The organism is Acidocella facilis ATCC 35904, assembly GCF_000687875.1.
In the GTDB taxonomy this organism is placed as follows: Bacteria; Pseudomonadota; Alphaproteobacteria; order Acetobacterales; family Acetobacteraceae; genus Acidocella; species Acidocella facilis.
Map to the genome: position 1 here is coordinate 155105 of NZ_JHYG01000007.1, position 17603 is coordinate 172707.

Here is a 17603-nt window from a genome sequence, read left to right on the forward strand (position 1 = left end):
CCCATGCTCGATACGCTGCGCACCATCCTCGCCTTCATCGTCGAAATCGGCGTGCTGATCTTCGTGCATGAGATGGGGCATTATCTTGCGGCCCGCAGCCAGGGGGTCACCGTCGAGACCTTCTCCGTCGGGTTCGGCCCGGCGCTGCTGAAATATACCGCGAAAAAATCCGGCACGGTCTGGCAGGTCTCGGCGCTGCCGCTCGGCGGCTATGTGAAGATGCAGGGCTGGGGCGAGGAGCAGACGCGCGGCCCGGCCAAGCCCGGCTCCTTCGCCTCCGCCTCGCTCTCCTCCAAGGCGGTGATCGTCGCCGCCGGGCCGCTCGCCAATTTGCTGCTGGCGGTGGTGATCTATGCCGGCATGTTCATGACTGCCGGGCAGCTCACCACCCAGCCGGTGCTGAGCGATGTGCAGGCGGGGTCGCCAGCGGCGGAGTCGCATCTGCAATCGGGCGATAGGGTGCTGGCGATCGGCGGCAACCCGATCGATAATTTCAACCAGCTGCAGCAGATCGTGGTCATGCACCCCGATACCGTGCTGGATTTCACCATCCAGCGCGGCAATGCGCGGCTGATTCTGCCGGTCACGGTCGGCGACATTAACATGAATGGCGATAAGATCGGCCATCTCGGTGTCATCGGTAGCCAATCCAGCCTCAAGCGCCTCGCCCCTGGCCCGGCGATCGCCACCGCCTTCAGGGAAACCGGGGCGCAGATCGCCGGCTGGTTCCATGGCATGGCGACGCTGATCGTCGATCATCGCGGCCTGCGCGACCTCGCGGGGCCGCTGGGAATCGCCCAGATCTCCGGCCAGGCGGCGGCTTTGGGCCTGCTTCCGGTGATCAGCCTGCTGGCGCTGCTTTCGATCAATCTCGGCCTGGTCAATCTGGTGCCGATCCCGATTCTCGATGGCGGGCATCTGGTGTTCTACGCGGTGGAAGCGCTGATCCGCCGCCCGGTGCCCGAGCAGGCGCGCGAGGCCGGGCTGAAAGTGGGGGTGGCGATCATTCTCTCGCTTGTGCTGCTGGTCACATTTAATGATCTGACCCGGCTCGGCGCGGTCGCCTGGTTCACGCATTTACTTTAGAGCAATATATGTTCCGCGCGGCGCCCCGGCGTCCCGAAACGCATGAAGTTGTTGGCGAAAACAAAGCTTTGCCGGATCATCCCCGGATGCGAACGGCAAAGTTTAAACGGCGGCGCAGGGCGATGCCACCTTGCTCAGGGCGTTCACCCGTGCCAAACGCCGCGAGATGGCACGTCCCGGCAGCCCGGGGTTCTAGGTTTGGGAGATTTCGATTGCTAAAGCCGCGCTCCGTTCTTCTGGCGTCCGTCTGCCTGCTGCCGGCCATGCTCGCCGCCTCCAGCCAACAGGCCCAGGCCGCGACCACCACGCATCATAATAAGCCGGTGGCGCCCGTTCCCACGGGCGGCACCATCGCCGCGATCAATGTCACCGGGAATAAGCGGATCGAGGCCAGCACGATCATCGCTTATATGGTGGCACAGCCCGGCCAGCCTTTCGACCAGCAGGCCATCAACCAGTCGGTGAAGACGCTCTACGCCACCGGGCTGTTCCAGAGCGTGAACATCACCCGCCAGGGCAGCGACCTGAATGTGGCGGTGGTGGAAAACCCGATCGTCAACCAGGTGCTGTTCTCCGGCGATACCGAGCTGACCGACAAGGTCGCCCAGGCCACCGTCAGCCTGAAGCCGCGCTCGGTCTATACCCCCGCCGCCGCCGAGGCCGACCGCCGCGCCTTGCTCGATGCCTATGCCAAGAAGGGCTATTACAACGCCCAGGTGACGGCCAATATCGTCAAGCTGCCGGATAACCGCGTGAATGTGGTGTTCCAGTGCGATGAAGGTCTCGAGACCAAGATCAGCCGCATCACCTTCGTCGGCAATGAGCATTTCTCGCAAGGCACGCTGCGCACGGTGGTCTCCACCCGGCAGAGCGCCTGGTGGCGCTTCCTCTCCAGCTCGGACCAGTACAACCCGCAGCGCGTCGAGTATGACGAATATCTGCTGCATAAATTCTATTTCCATAAGGGCTATGCCGATTTCCAGGTGCTGAGCGCCAATGCCGGCCTCAGCCCCGACCGCAAATCCTTCTACCTGACCTTCACGGTCGATGAGGGCGCGCGTTACCGGATCGGCTCGATCAAGATCGTCTCCGGGATCAAGAACCTGCCCGAGCAGGAATTGCGCGGGCTGGTGCCGCTCTCCAAGGGCGACTGGTTCGATGGCGATGCGCTGCAGGAAGGCATCGACGCGCTGAACAAGCGCGCCCTTAATCTCGGCTATGCCTTCGCCACGGTGAACCCGCAGGTGTCGCTGGACAAGAAGAAACACACGATGGACATCGTCCTGAATGTGGTCAACGGCCCGCGCGTCTGGATCCAGCGTGTCGACATCACCGGCAATACCCGCACCGAGGACAAGGTGATCCGCCGCGAGATGACGGTGGCGGACGGCGATGCCTACAACCAGAGCAAGATCGACGAATCCACCAAGAACATCAAAAACCTTGGCTATTTCAAGGATGAGAAGATCACCACCCAGCCGGGCTCGACCCCGCAGCAGGTGGTGCTGAACACCGCGGTGACCGAGCAGGCCACCGGCCAGTTCTCGCTGGGTGGCGGCTACTCCACCTCGCTGGGGGCGCTGCTGAATACCGGCCTCAGCCAGAACAACTTCCTGGGGACGGGCATCAACGCCTCGATCAACGCCCTGATCGCCCAGCGCGGCACCCAGATCAATCTGGGCATGACCGACCCGTATTTCCTCGACCGCAACCTGATCGCGGGCTGGGATATCTTCCGCACGGTGACGAATTCCTACACCTCTGTCGGGCAGAACTATTCCTATTCGGAAAGCACGATGGGCGCCGATGTGCGCCTGGGCTACCGCTTCAACGATAATGTGCGGCAGACCTTCACCTACACGGTGAGCCAGCGTAATATTTACGACATCCCGACCGGCTCCAACACCAACATCTATATCCAGAACGAAGCCGGCAAATCCTCGCTCTCGCAGCTGAGCCAGACGCTGAGCTTCGATTATCTGGATGACGACCAGAACCCGCATTCGGGCCTGCGCCTGAACATCACCACGGATCTGGCCGGGCTTGGCGGCGATGCGAAATATTTCCGCATCACTCCGGACATCGCCTATTACATCCCGCTTGAGCATATCTTCGGCAACCCGGCCTGGGTGCTGAAATTCTCCGCCTCCGCCGGCTATCTGGCCGATATGCGCGGCTATACCGACAAGATCGAAGACCGCTTCTTCCTTGGCGGCGATAGTCTGCGCGGCTTCGCCGATGGTGGCGTCGGCCCCTATGTCGAGCCGGTCTATAACAGCGCCGGCACCCTCACCAGCCAGGGCGGCCAGGTCGGCGGCAAATATATGTGGACGCAGTCCACCGAACTGCATTTCCCGCTGCCGATCTCCAAGGATATCGGCATCTCCGGATTCGCGTTCGTCGATGTCGGCTCGCTGTGGGGCGCCAACACGCTCAACAACGCCACCCTGCTCAACAGCTCCGCGCCGCGCGTCGGCGCCGGTGTCGGTATTTCCTGGAATACGCCGTTCGGCCTGATCAATTTGTCGCTGGCTCAGCCCGTGGTGAAGAAGAAGGGCGATCAGGTTCAGCAATTCCGCGTCTCTTTTGGTACGAGGTTCTAAGTGTCCGCTCTTTCCCGTTACGCGCTCGTTCTGCCGCTGCTGACGCTGGGGGCCGCACCGGCGGCGCATGCCCAGTCCGCCTCGTCCGGTTCGCCCGGCTTCTTCATGCCGCCCAGCGCCCAGCAGCATAGCGCCGCCCCTGCCGCCAAGCCGAAAACCCCTCATAGCGAGGCACCGGCCCCGGCCGCCGCGCAGCCGGACCAGACCCAGTACAAGGTGCCGGACCTGCCCGCTTTGCCGCCCGCCCCGCCGCCGCCGACCGCCGTCATCGGCGTGCTCTCGGTGCCGGAAGTGCTGCAGAAATCCACCGCCGCCCAGGCCGTGCAAGCCGAGATCGAGAAGCGCCAGGCCGCCCTCTCGAAGGACGCGCAAGTGGCCCGCGAAAAGATCCAGAGCGAGCAGCAGGCGATCGTCGCCGAGCGCGGCAAGCTCTCTGATGCCGAGCTGGAGAAGAAGGAGCAGGCGCTGCAGAACGAGATCGCCGCGACCCAGACCAAGTTCCAGGAGCGCAACCAGGCCATCCAGAATTCCGGTCAGCAGGCGCTGCAGCAGATCGAGGCGATGCTGGCTGGCATCGTCAAGCAGGAAGCCCAGGCCCATGGCATGAACCTGGTGCTGCATCGTGAGCAGGCGGTGCTGAACGTCGCGGCCTTCGATCTCACCGACGAGACCGCCACCGAGCTGAACAAGCTGCTGCCGAGCGTGAAGGTGCCGCCCAGCGTGGTGACGCCGGGCATGCATGTCGACCAGCCGGGCGACCAGGGCAACGGCAGCCCCTGATCCATGGCAGAGACTGGCAAACCCGGCGATGAGCGGTTCTTCCGCTATGCCGGGCCCCATCCGGTCAGCGCCCTCGCGGCGCTGCTTGGCATTCAGGCGCCCGAAACCGAGCGTCTGATCCGCCGCGTCGCCCCCCTGCAGACCGCGGGGCCAGACGATGTCAGCTTTCTGGATAATCGCCGCTATGCCGGCTTGCTGGCGCAAACCAAGGCCGGCGCCGTCATCCTGCATCCGGATTTCGCGGAGAAGGTGCCGGAAGGCTGCATCGCCCTGGCGGTGCCCGAGCCTTATGTCGGCTGGGCCAAAATCTCGGCTTTGTTTTATCCCTTCCCTCAGGCTGTGCCCGGCATTCACCCTTCGGCGGTGATCGATCCGAGTGCGGTGGTCGATGCTTCGGCCGAGATCGGCGCGGGGGCGGTCATCGGCGCAGGCGCGCAGATCGGCGCGGGCACCTCCATCGGCGCGCTGGCTTATGTCGGCCCCGGCGTGGTGGTCGGACGCGATTGCCGCATCCATGCGCAGGTGACGCTGAGCCACGCCATCCTCGGCGACCGGGTGGTGATCTATCCCGGGGCGCGCATCGGCCAGGACGGGTTCGGCTTCGCCATCTCCAAAACCGGCTTCACCCCGGTGCCGCAGCTCGGCCGGGTGCTGATCGGCGATGGCGCGGAGATCGGCGCCAACTCCGCCATCGATCGCGGCTCCGCCCAGGACACCATCATCGGGCCGGGCGTGCATATCGATAATCTGGTGCAGATCGGCCATAACGTGAATATCGGCGCCTTTTCGGTGGTGGTGGCGCAGGCTGGCATCTCCGGCTCCACCCAGATCGGCCAGGGGGTGATGATCGCGGCCCAGGCCGGGCTCACCGGCCATCTGAAAATCGGCGACAAGGCCCGCATTGGCGCGCAATCCGGCGTGATGCAGGACGTGCCGGCCGGCGAGGAAGTATTGGGCGCGCCCGCCCAGAATGTGAAAAGCTTCTTCCGCGAGGTCATCACCTTGCGCAAACTCGCCCAATCCGGGCGCAAAGGACCAAAACAGGGATCTGATAAAGAATGACCGACGAGACTGCACCCGCCCTTCCGCCCGTTGATATCGAGATGATCGATACCAAGCAGATCCTCGGCATGATCCCGCACCGCTACCCGTTCCTGCTGGTCGATCGGCTGGTCGAGGTCCGCCGCGACCATTCTGCCGTCGGCATCAAGAATGTCACCGTCAACGAGCCGTTCTTTCAGGGGCATTTTCCTGGCCATCCGGTGATGCCGGGCGTGCTGATCATCGAGAGCATGGCGCAGACGGCGGCTAGCATGGTGATCGCCACGCTGGGGCCGGAGTCCGGGATTCCCATCGTCTATTTCATGTCCATCGACGGCGCGAAATTCCGCAAGCCGGTGACGCCGGGCGACCAGCTGCGCATCACCGTGACCAAGGAAAAGCGTCGCGGCCAGATCTGGCGTTTCGCCTGCGCCGCCCGCGTGGATGGCGCGATGGTGGCGGAAGCCACGATCACCGCGATGATCATGGAGAACGAGACGCCGGCATAATGCCGGCGCCGAGACATAAGCGGTAATTGAAATTGATTGGCCTCGGACGCTTCGCCCCGCTACAGCCCGGGCAGCTTGAAGCGGACAAGACATGCTGGATACGGTAACACCCATGATTCACCCCACCGCCCTCATCGAAGCCGGCGCGACCATCGCGCCGGATGCGAAAATCGGCCCGTTCTGCACGGTCGGCCGGGATGTGGTGCTGGACGCGGGGGTGGAGCTGGTCAGCCACGTCGCCATTTCCGGGCGCACCAGGGTAGGGGCCGGGGCGAAGATTTTCCCCTTCTGCACCATCGGGCTGGAGCCGCAGGATCTGAAATATAAGGGCGAGGAGACCGAGACGGTGATCGGCCCGCGCACCCAGATCCGCGAGCACGCCTCCATCCATCGCGGCACCGTCACCGGCTCCGGCATCACCCGCATCGGCGCCGACTGCCTGCTGATGGCCACCGTCCATGTCGCGCATGATTGCGTGCTGGGCGATGGCGTCATCATCTCCAACAATGTCGCCCTCGGCGGGCATGTCGAGATCGGTGACCGCGCGGTGATCGGCGGCAATGCGGCGTTGCTGCAATTCACCCGGGTGGGCACCGGCGCCATGGTCGGCGGCCTCACCGGTGTCACCCGCGACGTCATCCCCTATGCCCGCGTCTTTGGCACCCGGGCCGAGCTGCTGGGGCTGAACCTGATCGGGCTGAAGCGGCGCGGGTTGGAGAAGGCGGCGCTGGCCGAGGTCAATAACGCCTATAAATTCCTGTTCTGCGGCCCTGGCGTGTTCGCCGCGCGCGTTGCCGAGGCCGGCGAGACCTACAAGGACAATGAACATGTCCGTGAGATCCTCGCCTTCATCGCCACGCCGTCCAAGCATGGGATCCTGACCAACGTCGCGGGCGACGAGGAATAAAACGTTTTTGGGCGCAGGCGCCCAAGGTTCCGACGCCGCTTTAGCGGCGTTGGAAAGGCGCCGGAGGGGCCGCTTTTTTCAAAAAAGCGGCGAAAAGGTTCGGGGTTGAGGCAGCGCCTGTGCCACCACCCCAGACGTTTATGGGGGCTTTTTGAAAAAAGCCCCCATACCCCCAAAAACTTTTGCCACATAAGATCGACGCATCTGAGAGGGGGGAGGGCATGAGTTCACCGCTGGGGATTATCGCGGGCGGCGGGCCGTTGCCGGGCCAGGTGGCGGCGGCGGCACGGGCGTCCGGGCGGGAGGTCTTCATCGCCGCGCTGGAAGGCTATGCGCTGCCGGAGATCGTGCAGCCTTTCCCGCACCATGCCTTCCGGCTCGGCGCCATCGGCGCGATGATCCGCGCCTTCCGCGAGCGCGGCTGCCGGGATCTGGTGATGATCGGCCCGGTCAAGCGCCCCTCCTTCCTCTCGCTGCGCCCGGATGCCGAAGGGGCGAAACTTCTGGCGCGCGTCGGCAAGGCGGCGTTCCTGGGCGATGACGGGCTGCTCGCCGCCATCGTCCGGGTGCTCTCCGAGGAAGGTTTCAACGTGCTCGGCGCGCATGAGATCATCAACGACGCGCTGGCCCCTGACGGGCTGCTCACCGCTCTCGGCCCGGACGCCCAGGCGATGGCCGACATCAAGCGCGGCATCGAGGTGCTGAAGCTCACCGGTGCCGCCGATATCGGCCAGGCTTGCGTGGTCCAGCAGGGCATCGTGCTGGCGGTGGAAACCGTGGAGGGCACCGATGCGATGCTCGCCCGCATCCCGGCCGTCACCCGCCCCGGCCCGGCCGGCGTGCTGGTGAAGATGGCCAAACCGCAACAAGAGCGCCGCGCCGACCTGCCGACGATCGGCCCGGATACGATAAGCCATGCGTCCCGTGCTGGGCTCAGGGGGGTGGCATTTGAAGCCGGCGGCACCATATTGGCCTCGAAACTGCAACTTATTGAAACAGCGAACAAAGAACATATTTTTTTGTTGGGCGTTTCAACATAAGTTCATGAACGCGAGCGAAGAGGACAGGCGATGAGCGAATTTACGTACCTCCACACCATGTTGCGGGTCGGCGACCTCGAACGAAGCGTAAAATTCTACACCGAACTGCTGGGCATGAAAGAGCTGCGCCGCAACGAGGTGCCAGATGGCAAATATACCCTCGTTTTCGTCGGTTATGGCGATGAGCGCAGCAATACCGTGCTTGAGCTCACCTATAATTGGGGCGTCGAGACCTACGAACTCGGCTCCGCCTTCGGGCATCTGGCGCTGGGCGTGCCGGATATTTACGCCACCTGCGAAAAACTGCGCGCCGCCGGGGTGAAAATCGCCCGCGAGCCCGGTCCGGTGAAATTCGGTACCACGGTGATCGCCTTCATCGAGGATCCGGACGGTTACAAGATCGAGCTGATCGAGCGGAAGTCGCACTGAGATGTCAGCCCTGGCGAAGTGTTTGAGCCGGAGCTTCAATTTGGCCGATAAGGTCATTCCGGATGGCGCCTTCGCGGTGCCCTCCGCGCAGGCGCTGATCCGCACCGCCGGGGCCACGCCCACTGCTGATTCCGTCGCCGGGCTGGAGGCGTTGCTCGCCTCCATTAAGGCCGAATCAGAGCTGAGCCTGTTCGGCCGCGTCTCGCTGCGCTGGGATTTCGCCCGGCTGCTGCGCAACGCCCAGACCATCGAGGATGCCCACCGCGCCAATCCGGCCCTCGGCGCCACGCCGGTGAAGGCGCCTCTGTTCATCCTCGGCCTGCCGCGCTCGGGCACCAGCTTCCTGCATGCGCTGATGGCCGAAGACCCTGACAACCAGGTGCCACGCAACTGGCAGATGATCTATCCCGCGCCGCGCCCGGCCGGCTTCAACCCGGCTGGCGACAAGCGGGTGATCAGCGTCGATAAGCAGCTGGATCTGTTCAACGATCTGGCCCCTGGCTTTCGCGACATGCACCCGATCCATGCCGACAGCCCGCAGGAATGCAGCGAGATCACCTCGCATGTCTTTCAGAGCCTGCGCTTCGACAGCACCCATCGCGTGCCCGGCTATTTCGACTGGCTGGAAACCCACGGCCATCGCGATGCCTTCGTGTTTCACAAGAAATTCCTGCAATTCCTGCAAAACGGCACCTCCGCGCGCTGGGTGCTGAAATGCCCGGACCACACCTTCACGCTGGATGCGATTCTGGATGTGTATCCGGATGCGCGCTTCGTGATTCTGCATCGCGACCCGATCGCCGTGCTGGGCTCCGTGGCGCATCTCACCCAGGTGCTGCGCAAGCCCTTCCTGCGCAATATCGACGCCGGGGAGATCGGCGCACAGGTGGCGGCGCGCTGGACGCAGGGCGCGAACCTGCTGCTGGAATTCGACCAGCGCGCGGATGTGCCGGCGGCGCGCAAGCTGCACATGCAGTATGAGGAATTCACCGCCGACCCGCTGACGGCGATCGAGCGCATCTACGCGCATTTCGATGAGCCCTTCACCGCGGCCGCCCGCACGGCGATGGATGGCAAGATCAAAGCCAAGCCCCGCGGCGGGTATCGTCGCCACGCGCCCTACCGGCTGGAGACCTTCAAGCTCAGCGTGCCGGCGCTGCAGACGGCGTTTCTGCCCTACGTGCAAACCTATTGCCAAGCAGCTCGCTGATCGTCTCCACCAGCAGCGGCGCGGTGACGGCGAGGCTGTAATGCTGCTCCACCCGCCGCCGCGCCGCCATGCCCATCGCGCTGGCGCGGGCAGGGTCGTCGCGTAGCGTCCGCAGGCTTTGCAGCCAGTCCGCGCTGGTGCTGGCGAGAAAGCCGGTTTCGCCCGGGCGCACGATGCGGGTATTGGCGCCGATGGCGCTGCCCACTGCGGGCCTTGCCATCGCCATATACTGGATGAGCTTGTAGCCGGATTTGCCGTTGGTCCATTCACTGTCCGGCAGCGGCATGATGCCGGCATGGCAGCGCCCGATCAGCTCAGCCTCGCTCTCTGCGCTCCAGGGCAGGCTCTCCACCTCCACTCCGGGCAGGGTGAAACCGGGTGCGCCGATCACCAGCAGCCGCAGCTTCCCCTCTTGCGCCAGCTGGCGCAGCGGCGCGGCGACGAGGTCCAGATAGGCAGCGGTCAGCGGCGTGCCGATCCAGCCGATGGTGAATGGGCCGCCCGGCGGAGGCCGCGGCTCATAGCGGGCAATGTCCACCACGGTCGGCAGCAGCAGAATATGGCGCGCCCCCTCGCTGGCGGCCCAGCGATAGAGCGTTTCGTTGGCGACGATGCACAAGGCCGCGCCGCGCAGCAGCTGCCCGAACTTGTTGCGCAGCACCGCCCGCACCAAAGCCGACGGCGAGGCCGCGTAGCGCAGCGCCCAGGCATCATCGAAATCCAGAATATAGGGCGTTTGCCCCAGCACCCCGCGCTCCAGCCAGAAGGGCATCCAGGGCAGCAGCTCCTTCTCGATCCAGAGCAGATCATGCCGGCGGATGGCCTGGGGCAGGGACAAGGCCCGCCGATATCCGGCCAGCGCCGCGCCGCCACGCGCTCGCCCGCTATAGAGCGCGCGCAGATACGCATCATCAAGAAACGAGCTTTGGCTGACGCTGAAGCCGGCCTTGGCCAGAAGCGGCATATATTGCCCCAGCCTGAGCCGCGAACTGGCGCCGAGCGGCCCATAGCGCATGGCGCAGAGCAGCCGCCCGGCGAGGGGCGCGGCCAGCCCGTCCAGCGCCGGAGGCTGTACCGGACGAAACGGCAATAAGAGCGGTTCGGACATACGCACAGCATAATAAAAACGTTGTCGAAATTAAACTAAAAGTTGTTAAAAGATGAATCGTTGCAACCCGACTGGAGGTGTGACGTGACCGGTTCGCTATCCTTGCCGCATCGGCTCTGGCGCTGCCTGCCGCAAAAGGCCCGGCGGGAGGGGCTGGCCTGGCTCGCCGGGCATATGGCCCCCGCCTGCGATCCGACCCCGCCGCCGCGCTCGACCGGACTTGCCGTGGCGGGCGAGATGGATGCGCTGACCGGGCTGGGCGAGGCGGCGCGGTGTTTCGCGACGGCGGCGGCAGCGCTGGGCTATGGCGGCACGCCGGTTCGGCTGGGCATCGGCCATCCCCGCAGCGGCCAAGTACCACCAGGTGCCGCCTTGCTGCTGGCGGTCAACGCCCCCAGCCTGGCGCCGATGCTGGCCCGTGGCGGCGCGGATTTTCTGCGCGGCCGCCATGTCATCGGCAGCTGGGTCTGGGAATTGCCGACTTTGCCGCCCGTCTGGGCGGCGGGGGCGCGCTATGTGCATGAGATATGGGCGCCATCCCCGTTCGTGGCGCGGGCGCTGAGCCGGTTGCTACCCGGCCGGGTACGGCTGGTGCCTTATCCTCTGGCCCTCTGCCCGCCGCCCGCCCCGGTAGCGCCGGAGCCTCTGGCGCTGCCGCCAGAGGCGGTGGTGGTGCTGGTTGTGCTCGCTCTGGGTTCCGGTCTGGAACGCAAAAACCCGCTGGCGGCCATCGCGGCGTTTCGGCAGGCCTTCGGCACGCGGGCGGACCGCGTGCTGATCGTCAAGCTTCAGGGTGCGGCGGCCTTCCCGCGTGCGGCCGCTTTGGTGCAGGCCCAGGCCGGGCCGAATATCCGCATCATCCCGGAGGACTGGCCGCGGCCGCGCCTCGCTGGCTTGCTGTGGCGGGCCGATATCGTGCTCAGCCTGCACCGCGCGGAAGGGTTCGGGCTGGTGCTGGCCGAGGCGATGCTGGCCGGCAAGCCGGTAGTGGCCACCGGCTGGTCCGGCAATCTCGCTTTCATGGATGCGGACAGCGCTGGCCTCGTCGCGCATCGCCTGATCCCGGTCCGCGATGCGGGTGGGCATTATGCGGATCTGCCCGGCGCGCTTTGGGCGGAGCCGGAGATCGAACATGCCGCTATCTGGCTGCGCCGCCTCGCTGACCATCCGGCGCAGCGCCATCATCTGGGCCGCCAGGGGCAGATGCACGCCAGGGCCTGCCTGGACGGCGCCCCCATGCAGGCGGCGCTGGCGGCGGCCGGCATCCGGCCCTGCGCGATGGGGCTGGACGCGCCAGCGCCCAAGGTGTTTGCTGAGATGGCGAACCCGTGAATGGAGTGACGAGGGCAGATGACAGCAGCGCGAATCGGTATCGGCGGCCCGGTGGGCTCAGGCAAAACCGCCCTGATCGAAGCCTTGATCCCGGTGCTGCAGCGACGCGGCGTGAATTTTGCCGTCATCACCAACGATCTCGTCACCGCCGAGGACGCCGAACGGCTGCGCCGCTCCGGGCTGATCGACCCTGAGCGCGTCGGCGCGGTCGAGGCCGGGGCCTGCCCGCATACGGTGATCCGCGAGGACCCGACCCTGAACATGCTGGCCGGCGACCGGATGGAAGCCGCCAATCCCGGGCTGGAGCTGATCATCTATGAATCCGGCGGCGATAATCTCGCCTCCACCTTCTCGCTGGATCTGGTCGATTGGTGGATTTTCGTCATCGATGTCGCCGGCGGCGACGATATCCCCCGCAAGCGCGGCCCCGGCGTGCTGCGCTGTGATTTGCTGGTGATCAACAAGACCGACCTGGCGCCGCATGTCGGCGTCGATCTCCACTCGATGCTCGCGGAGGCGACCACCGCCCGCGCCGGCAAGCCGCTCCTGGCCACCAATGCCCGCAGCGGCGAGGGGATCGAGGCGCTGGCCGATGCCATCACCAAGGCGGTGCTGTTCAGCAAGGCGGCCTGAGTCGAAAAGCTTGGAATGACGCATGACAAAACCCGGTCAGATCAACAGATCTGACCGGGTTTCTTGATTATAACGCGGTCTTTTTGAACAGCGTCTTTTTTTAGCCTTGCGGCAAGGCGAAGATCGCCACCGCATCGCCGAGCGGATAGGTCATCTGGAAATTCCCGCCCGCGGCCACGGCGATATATTCACGGCCATTGACCTCATAGGCGACAGGCGGCGCGTTGACGCCCGCCCCCAGATAGAAATGCCACAATTTCTTGCCGGTTTTCGCGTTGAAGGCATCGAACCAGCCATTGCCCTCGCCCATGAAGGCGATGTTGCCAGCGGTGACCAAGGCCCCGCCCATCGTCGGCTGCGGCACGGTCACGTTCCAGGCGATCTTGCCGCTATTCACGTCGATGGCGGTGAAGGTGCCGTTTTGCAGCCCGTGCGGCACGTTTTTGAAGGTGCTGCCGAGACGGATCTGGCCCGGTATATCGCCGGCATTATTCTCCGTGGTGAAGGTCATCAGCTGATTCATGCCCATCACATAGATATATTTGGTCAGCGGCGAGTAGGCCGGGGGGGCCCAGTCATCGCCGCCATTGGCGCCGGGCAGGCTCTGCACGCCCTCCTTGGTCGGTTGCGCGAACATGTTCTTCTGCTCGTCGAACGGTTCGGATTTGCGGATCAGCTTGCCGGTTTCACGGTTGACGATGTAGAAAAACGCGGTTTTGCCGGCTTGCCCGGCCGCGGGCACCATCTTTCCATGGTCCATCGTATCGAACAGAACCACGTTGCTGACGGCGTCGTAATCCCAGACATCATGCGGTACTTCCTGGTAGTACCAGGCCAGTGTGCCGTCCTTGATGTGCAGCGCCACGATGGAATCGGTGTAAAGATTATCGCCGGCGCGCTGCGAGCCATCCAGATCCGGATTGGGATTGCCGGTCGAGAAGATCAGCAGGCCGCGCTTGGTGTCGATGGCCGGGGTCGTCCACACCGTGCCGCCGCCGGTTTTCCAGGAATCGCCCGCCCAGCTGGTTTTGTCGTTGGTGGTGTTGAAGCGCCAGCTCTGTTTGCCGGTCGCGGCGTCATAGGAGGCGACGAAACCGCGGATCGGCCACTCACCGCCAGCGCTGCCGATGATGACCTGGCCCTTATAGACGATCGGCGCCATGGTTTCCGAATAGCCGGCCTGCGCATCGGCGACATTCACCTTCCAGACCAGATCGCCGGTATTGGCGTTGACATCGACCAGGCTGTTATCGAGTGTGAGGAAATAGACATTCCCATTCGCGACGGTGGCGCCGCGATTGACCGGGCCGCAACAGATCTGGTTCAGCCCGTCCGTGTAGGTGTAGGTCCATAGCGTCTCGCCCGTGGCCGCATTCATGGCAATGAGCGCCTGCTTGCTGTTGACCATCGGCGTCGTCTCGAAACTGGCGGTATAGCCGGTCTGGGCGATGGCGACCGGAGCGAGTTTCGCGATATTCGTGTCGTTGATCTGTTTCAGAGGCGAAAACCGGTGATTTTCATAACCATCGCCGGAGCCTAGCCAGTTTTGCCCGGTTTTCGCCGCATTCGCGGTCATTTCATCGGTGACATTGGTGTTCGCGCTCACCGCCGGGCCGCTGGCGGCCGCTTTCGCCCCGCCGGTTTCAGCCCCCATATTTTCCGGCGGCTGGTCCGCCGCCGCCGCGCCCAGGCTGAGCAACAGCGCGGTGCCGGCCAAAACCGAAGCCAGGGTTGCAGATGTTTTCTTGAACCTTGGACTGTTCATTTCAATCTCCCTGATTTTTATTGTGTTGGCTTTTAGCTTGGATTTTTAAGGTTTTGAGGCATAGGCTCAGAATTTTGTGTAAACGTGCCCTTACTGGGCCTTGCCGGGATAAGGCAGCATATTGAGGCAGCTCAACCCGTCATTCGTCATATCGGCCGTTCCCGCCGGGTAATGGTTATAGGAGAGGATATAGGCAAAAATATCCTTATATTGCGTATCCGTCAGACTGCCCGGCGCATCCGCCGGCATCTGGGTGGCGATAAATGATTCCAGCTGGGAAGCGGTGATTTTGGTGAATTGCAGATAGGCCTGAAATTTTGGCCCCGCCAGCGCCGGGCCGGAATTGCCGGACATATCGGCATTATGGCAGGAAGCGCATTTATCATTATAGACGCTCATGCCCGCCTGCGCCTGGGCTGACGAATAGATGCCACCGCTTGGACAGGCAGCTTGGCCCGGCGTGAAAGCCGCCAGGGAAAACAGGGTCAGCAGTGCCGTCTTAGAGGCGATTTTTTGAAAACTCATTGGTTTATTCGCAGCTTTGATTTGATTTTTAGGACGCCGCCGCAATCTTCGCGTTCATGATGAGGCTACAATAAATATCGTCTGGGATGCAAGGCATGGTTTCATGCAGGGTTGTCCCGCTTCTGCACAGGCCCGCGCCGGCCTCCGGGGCGCCAAGGGGCTGCGGGTGGCGGGGGTGTCCTCCTTGACCCGAGCTATGTGCGCTTCGAAATCGCGCCCTGCTTGCCCATGGAGTTATAGCCGCCGGCCGTGATAGCGTGGCCTGCCGGCGTTCAACCAGAGCCAGCGCGATGATTGGGTTTGTCGATAACTAAAGGGAGGGGGCGCAATGCGGATCAATAGCCTGGACCTGAATCTGCTGATCGTCCTTGATGCGCTGCTGACGCATGAAAATGTCACCCGTGTTGCGGAACAGCTGAACGTCACCCAGCCGACGATCAGCAACGCGCTCTCCCGCTTAAGGCTGCATTTCAAGGACGAGCTTTTGGTGATGGTCGGGCGGCGCATGGTGCCCACGCCTTTGGCCAGCCGGCTGCGCGATCCGGTTTCGGAGCTGTTGCGCCAGGCGCAGCGTGTGGCGCTGACCCGCTCCAGCTTCGACCCCGCGGAAGCCGAGACCGATATTGTCATCGCCGCTTCGGATTATGTCGTCGATGCGTTGGTGCTCGATGTTCAACGAGAGCTGCTGCACCGCGCGCCGCGCATCAACACCCAGATTGTCAGTCTTTCAGCCGCGGTCAGGCAGCAATTTGCCGAGGGCAAGCTTGATCTGATGTTTCATCCGCCGGAGTTCGTGAACGCGAATGATCATTTTGAAACCGTGTTCGAGGATAAATTTATCCCGGTGATCTGGGAGGGAAATGACGCGGTCGGCGCCACATTGCCGCTCGATGCGTTTCAATCGATGCCTTATGCGGCCATTGAGTTTGGCGAATCTTCCCATATCAGCCAGTCTGATCTGTATTTTTCGCGCGCGGGCATCACTCGGAATATTCGGCTTCGTCTGCCCAACTATATCAATCTGGCGGCGGCCGTCATCGGCACGCCGTTAGTGGCAAGCCTGCCGTGGCTGCTGGCACGCCATTGGGTCGGCAAGGGGCTGCGGGTGGTGAAGCCCGATTTCACCTTTCCCACACTGCCGGAAGTGATGTGCTGGCCGGCTCACCTGAATGACGATCCCGGCAATCAATGGTTGCGCGGGCTGGTCAAGGATAAGGCGCAAAGGCTGCAAGCCTTGATCGATGCGGCATTTTCCCACTCATAGACAGTTTTTATTGCTTTCATTCAAAACGATGATTTGATCGGCCGTCTCCCCTGGCGCAATGAACGCACAACAAAAGTTGTGAGGGGATTTCGTCTTTGCCGAGCGGATAATTTATTCGCGTTCCGACCCGGATGAACGGGCTCGATTTCTGATTTTGACTCTCATCAGGCGTAAGCTCGCGCACAAGCAGCGGGTATGCGCGGAGATTTGCATGTTTCGCTATTTTCCCACAAATTATGTTTGGAATCTCTCGGTCGATCTCGCCATCGAGATGGGGGCCAGGATCGGCGAGATCGAGGAGATGTGCGCGCCCTTGCAAGAGGCGGCGAAAGCCCCGGATGAAGCCGGCACGCGGGCCTTCCGGGAAGCCTGGGAAAACATGGCCGGCAAGCTGGTCGAGCTCGCCCAGGAGGACGAAGCCGCGGGGCGGCTTTTATCCGCCGGTGAAAAGCTTAATCGCGCCGCCATCTATCTGCTGACCTGCGAGCGCCTGCAATCGCGCAACGCGCCTGGCCGGCTTGAGCTTTACAAAAAAGTTCTGGAAATTTTCGAAAAAGGCGTTGCGCTCTCACGGGAGAATTGCCGGCGCGTGGAAATCCCTTACGAAGGCAAGGTGATTTCCGGCTTGTTCGTGCAGGCGCAAGATGTCAGCGGTCCGGCGCCGGTGCTGGTACAGGTCAACGGCCTGGATTCCACGAAAGAGATGAAATATCGGGTCGGGCTTCCGGCCTGGCTGGCCAGTCGGGGTGTGTCCTCGCTGGTGATCGACCAGCCCGGCACGGGCGAGGCGCTGCGCCTGCATAATCTAACGGCACGTTATGATTCCGAGCATTGGGCCAGCGTCGTGGTGGATTGGCTGGAGGCCCAACCGGAGATCGACCCCAAGCGGATCGGCTTGGAGGGCGTGTCGCTCGGCGGCTATTATTGTCCGCGCGCCGTGGCCTTCGAGCCGCGCTTTGCCATGGGTGTGTCCTGGGGGGCGAACCATGATTGGCGCGAGGTGCAGAAGCGCCGTCTGGCAAAAGAGGGAAGCTTTCCGGTGCCCCATTACTGGGAGCATGTCTGCTGGGTCTGGGGTGCCGCGAATATCGATGACTTCATGGCCATCGCGGAAAATGTGCATCTCGACGGGATTCTGGACCGCATCAAGGTGCCGTTTCTGGTCACGCATGGCGAGAAGGATTCACAAATTCCGCTGGAGATGGCGCGCCGCACCTATGACGCGCTGGTCAACAGCCCCAAGCGCGAGCTGAAGATTTTCACCGATCGCGAAGGCGGTGTGCAGCATTCGAGTTTCGATAATTCCATCAATGCAGGTCACTATATCGCCGATTGGGTGGCGCAAACCCTCGGCGGCCGGCTGGCCTGAAC

16 protein-coding genes are annotated in these 17603 nt (G+C 63.3%); 13 read left to right on the forward strand and 3 right to left on the reverse strand.

Features of this window, described 5'->3' with window-relative positions:
• The first annotated feature begins 3 nt into the window (after nt 1-3).
• From rseP to T331_RS0111155, 9 genes are all read left to right on the forward strand, one after another.
• Complete coding sequence (rseP, locus tag T331_RS0111110; protein ID WP_026440064.1) at nt 4-1086, forward strand: RIP metalloprotease RseP; 1083 nt, start codon at nt 4-6, stop codon at nt 1084-1086.
• Between the two features lie 212 nt (nt 1087-1298).
• Nucleotides 1299-3689, forward strand: coding sequence for an outer membrane protein assembly factor BamA (bamA, locus tag T331_RS0111120; RefSeq protein ID WP_008492583.1), 2391 nt, complete (start codon nt 1299-1301; stop codon nt 3687-3689).
• Entirely contained in the window at nt 3690-4469 is a 780-nt protein-coding gene (locus T331_RS18130; RefSeq protein ID WP_051622326.1) for an OmpH family outer membrane protein, read from the forward strand.
• 3 nt (nt 4470-4472) lie between these two features.
• Entirely contained in the window at nt 4473-5531 is a 1059-nt protein-coding gene (gene lpxD / locus T331_RS0111130; RefSeq protein ID WP_026440065.1) for a UDP-3-O-(3-hydroxymyristoyl)glucosamine N-acyltransferase, read from the forward strand.
• 41 nt (nt 5532-5572) lie between these two features.
• Nucleotides 5573-6019, forward strand: a complete 447-nt coding sequence (gene fabZ, locus T331_RS0111135; RefSeq protein ID WP_244876948.1) for a 3-hydroxyacyl-ACP dehydratase FabZ — start codon at nt 5573-5575, stop codon at nt 6017-6019.
• A 112-nt stretch (nt 6020-6131) separates the two neighbouring features.
• Nucleotides 6132-6926 (forward strand): acyl-ACP--UDP-N-acetylglucosamine O-acyltransferase, encoded by a 795-nt coding sequence (gene lpxA, locus T331_RS0111140; RefSeq protein WP_035179950.1) that lies wholly within the window; start codon nt 6132-6134, stop codon nt 6924-6926.
• A 221-nt stretch (nt 6927-7147) separates the two neighbouring features.
• The gene (locus tag T331_RS0111145; RefSeq protein ID WP_026440068.1) at nt 7148-7966 is read left to right on the forward strand and encodes an LpxI family protein; all 819 of its coding nucleotides are present in this window, start codon (nt 7148-7150) and stop codon (nt 7964-7966) included.
• 30 nt (nt 7967-7996) lie between these two features.
• On the forward strand, nt 7997-8395 hold the full coding sequence (gene gloA / locus T331_RS0111150) for a lactoylglutathione lyase (protein ID WP_008492590.1): 399 nt from the start codon (nt 7997-7999) through the stop codon (nt 8393-8395).
• 40 nt (nt 8396-8435) lie between these two features.
• On the forward strand, nt 8436-9605 hold the full coding sequence (locus T331_RS0111155) for a sulfotransferase family protein (protein WP_244876938.1): 1170 nt from the start codon (nt 8436-8438) through the stop codon (nt 9603-9605).
• On the opposite strand, the gene T331_RS18135 is transcribed toward T331_RS0111155, so the two are convergent.
• Nucleotides 9538-10713, reverse strand: a complete 1176-nt coding sequence (locus tag T331_RS18135) for a glycosyltransferase (protein ID WP_051622328.1) — start codon at nt 10711-10713, stop codon at nt 9538-9540. The two genes, T331_RS0111155 and T331_RS18135, sit on opposite strands and share 68 nt — an antisense overlap.
• An 84-nt stretch (nt 10714-10797) precedes the next feature.
• Here T331_RS18135 and T331_RS18140 point away from each other — a divergent pair, with 84 nt between their 5' ends.
• Both T331_RS18140 and ureG read left to right on the forward strand, forming a co-directional pair.
• On the forward strand, nt 10798-12045 hold the full coding sequence (locus tag T331_RS18140) for a glycosyltransferase (protein WP_244876939.1): 1248 nt from the start codon (nt 10798-10800) through the stop codon (nt 12043-12045).
• An 18-nt stretch (nt 12046-12063) separates the two neighbouring features.
• Nucleotides 12064-12678, forward strand: coding sequence for an urease accessory protein UreG (gene ureG / locus T331_RS0111170; RefSeq protein ID WP_026440070.1), 615 nt, complete (start codon nt 12064-12066; stop codon nt 12676-12678).
• A gap of 100 nt (nt 12679-12778) precedes the next feature.
• Here the strand turns inward: ureG and T331_RS0111175 are convergent, their stop codons facing one another.
• Together T331_RS0111175 and T331_RS0111180 are read right to left on the reverse strand one after the other, a co-directional pair.
• Nucleotides 12779-14443: a pyrroloquinoline quinone-dependent dehydrogenase gene (locus T331_RS0111175; RefSeq protein ID WP_026440071.1), complete on the reverse strand. Its 1665-nt coding sequence runs from the start codon at nt 14441-14443 to the stop codon at nt 12779-12781.
• A gap of 90 nt (nt 14444-14533) precedes the next feature.
• Nucleotides 14534-14968: a c-type cytochrome gene (locus tag T331_RS0111180; protein WP_008492597.1), complete on the reverse strand. Its 435-nt coding sequence runs from the start codon at nt 14966-14968 to the stop codon at nt 14534-14536.
• A gap of 328 nt (nt 14969-15296) precedes the next feature.
• Between T331_RS0111180 and T331_RS0111185 the strand changes: the two genes are divergently transcribed.
• Complete coding sequence (locus T331_RS0111185) at nt 15297-16232, forward strand: LysR substrate-binding domain-containing protein (protein WP_026440072.1); 936 nt, start codon at nt 15297-15299, stop codon at nt 16230-16232.
• A gap of 211 nt (nt 16233-16443) precedes the next feature.
• Complete coding sequence (locus tag T331_RS0111190; protein WP_026440073.1) at nt 16444-17601, forward strand: alpha/beta hydrolase family protein; 1158 nt, start codon at nt 16444-16446, stop codon at nt 17599-17601.
• Nucleotides 17602-17603: the final 2 nt, after the last annotated feature.

What these genes read in the sequence shown, in the direction of transcription:
- lpxA (WP_035179950.1), top strand. Translation starts at nt 6,132, where the DNA reads ATGATTCACCCCACCGCCCTCATCGAAGCCGGCGCGACCATCGCGCCG.
- rseP (WP_026440064.1), top strand. Translation starts at nt 4, where the DNA reads ATGCTCGATACGCTGCGCACCATCCTCGCCTTCATCGTCGAAATCGGC.
- T331_RS0111185 (WP_026440072.1), top strand. Translation starts at nt 15,297, where the DNA reads ATGCGGATCAATAGCCTGGACCTGAATCTGCTGATCGTCCTTGATGCG.
- ureG (WP_026440070.1), top strand. Translation starts at nt 12,064, where the DNA reads ATGACAGCAGCGCGAATCGGTATCGGCGGCCCGGTGGGCTCAGGCAAA.
- T331_RS0111190 (WP_026440073.1), top strand. Translation starts at nt 16,444, where the DNA reads ATGTTTCGCTATTTTCCCACAAATTATGTTTGGAATCTCTCGGTCGAT.
- T331_RS0111175 (WP_026440071.1), bottom strand. Translation starts at nt 14,443, where the DNA reads ATGAACAGTCCAAGGTTCAAGAAAACATCTGCAACCCTGGCTTCGGTT.
- T331_RS0111145 (WP_026440068.1), top strand. Translation starts at nt 7,148, where the DNA reads ATGAGTTCACCGCTGGGGATTATCGCGGGCGGCGGGCCGTTGCCGGGC.
- fabZ (WP_244876948.1), top strand. Translation starts at nt 5,573, where the DNA reads ATGATCGATACCAAGCAGATCCTCGGCATGATCCCGCACCGCTACCCG.
- T331_RS18135 (WP_051622328.1), bottom strand. Translation starts at nt 10,713, where the DNA reads ATGTCCGAACCGCTCTTATTGCCGTTTCGTCCGGTACAGCCTCCGGCG.
- lpxD (WP_026440065.1), top strand. Translation starts at nt 4,473, where the DNA reads ATGGCAGAGACTGGCAAACCCGGCGATGAGCGGTTCTTCCGCTATGCC.
- gloA (WP_008492590.1), top strand. Translation starts at nt 7,997, where the DNA reads ATGAGCGAATTTACGTACCTCCACACCATGTTGCGGGTCGGCGACCTC.
- T331_RS0111180 (WP_008492597.1), bottom strand. Translation starts at nt 14,968, where the DNA reads ATGAGTTTTCAAAAAATCGCCTCTAAGACGGCACTGCTGACCCTGTTT.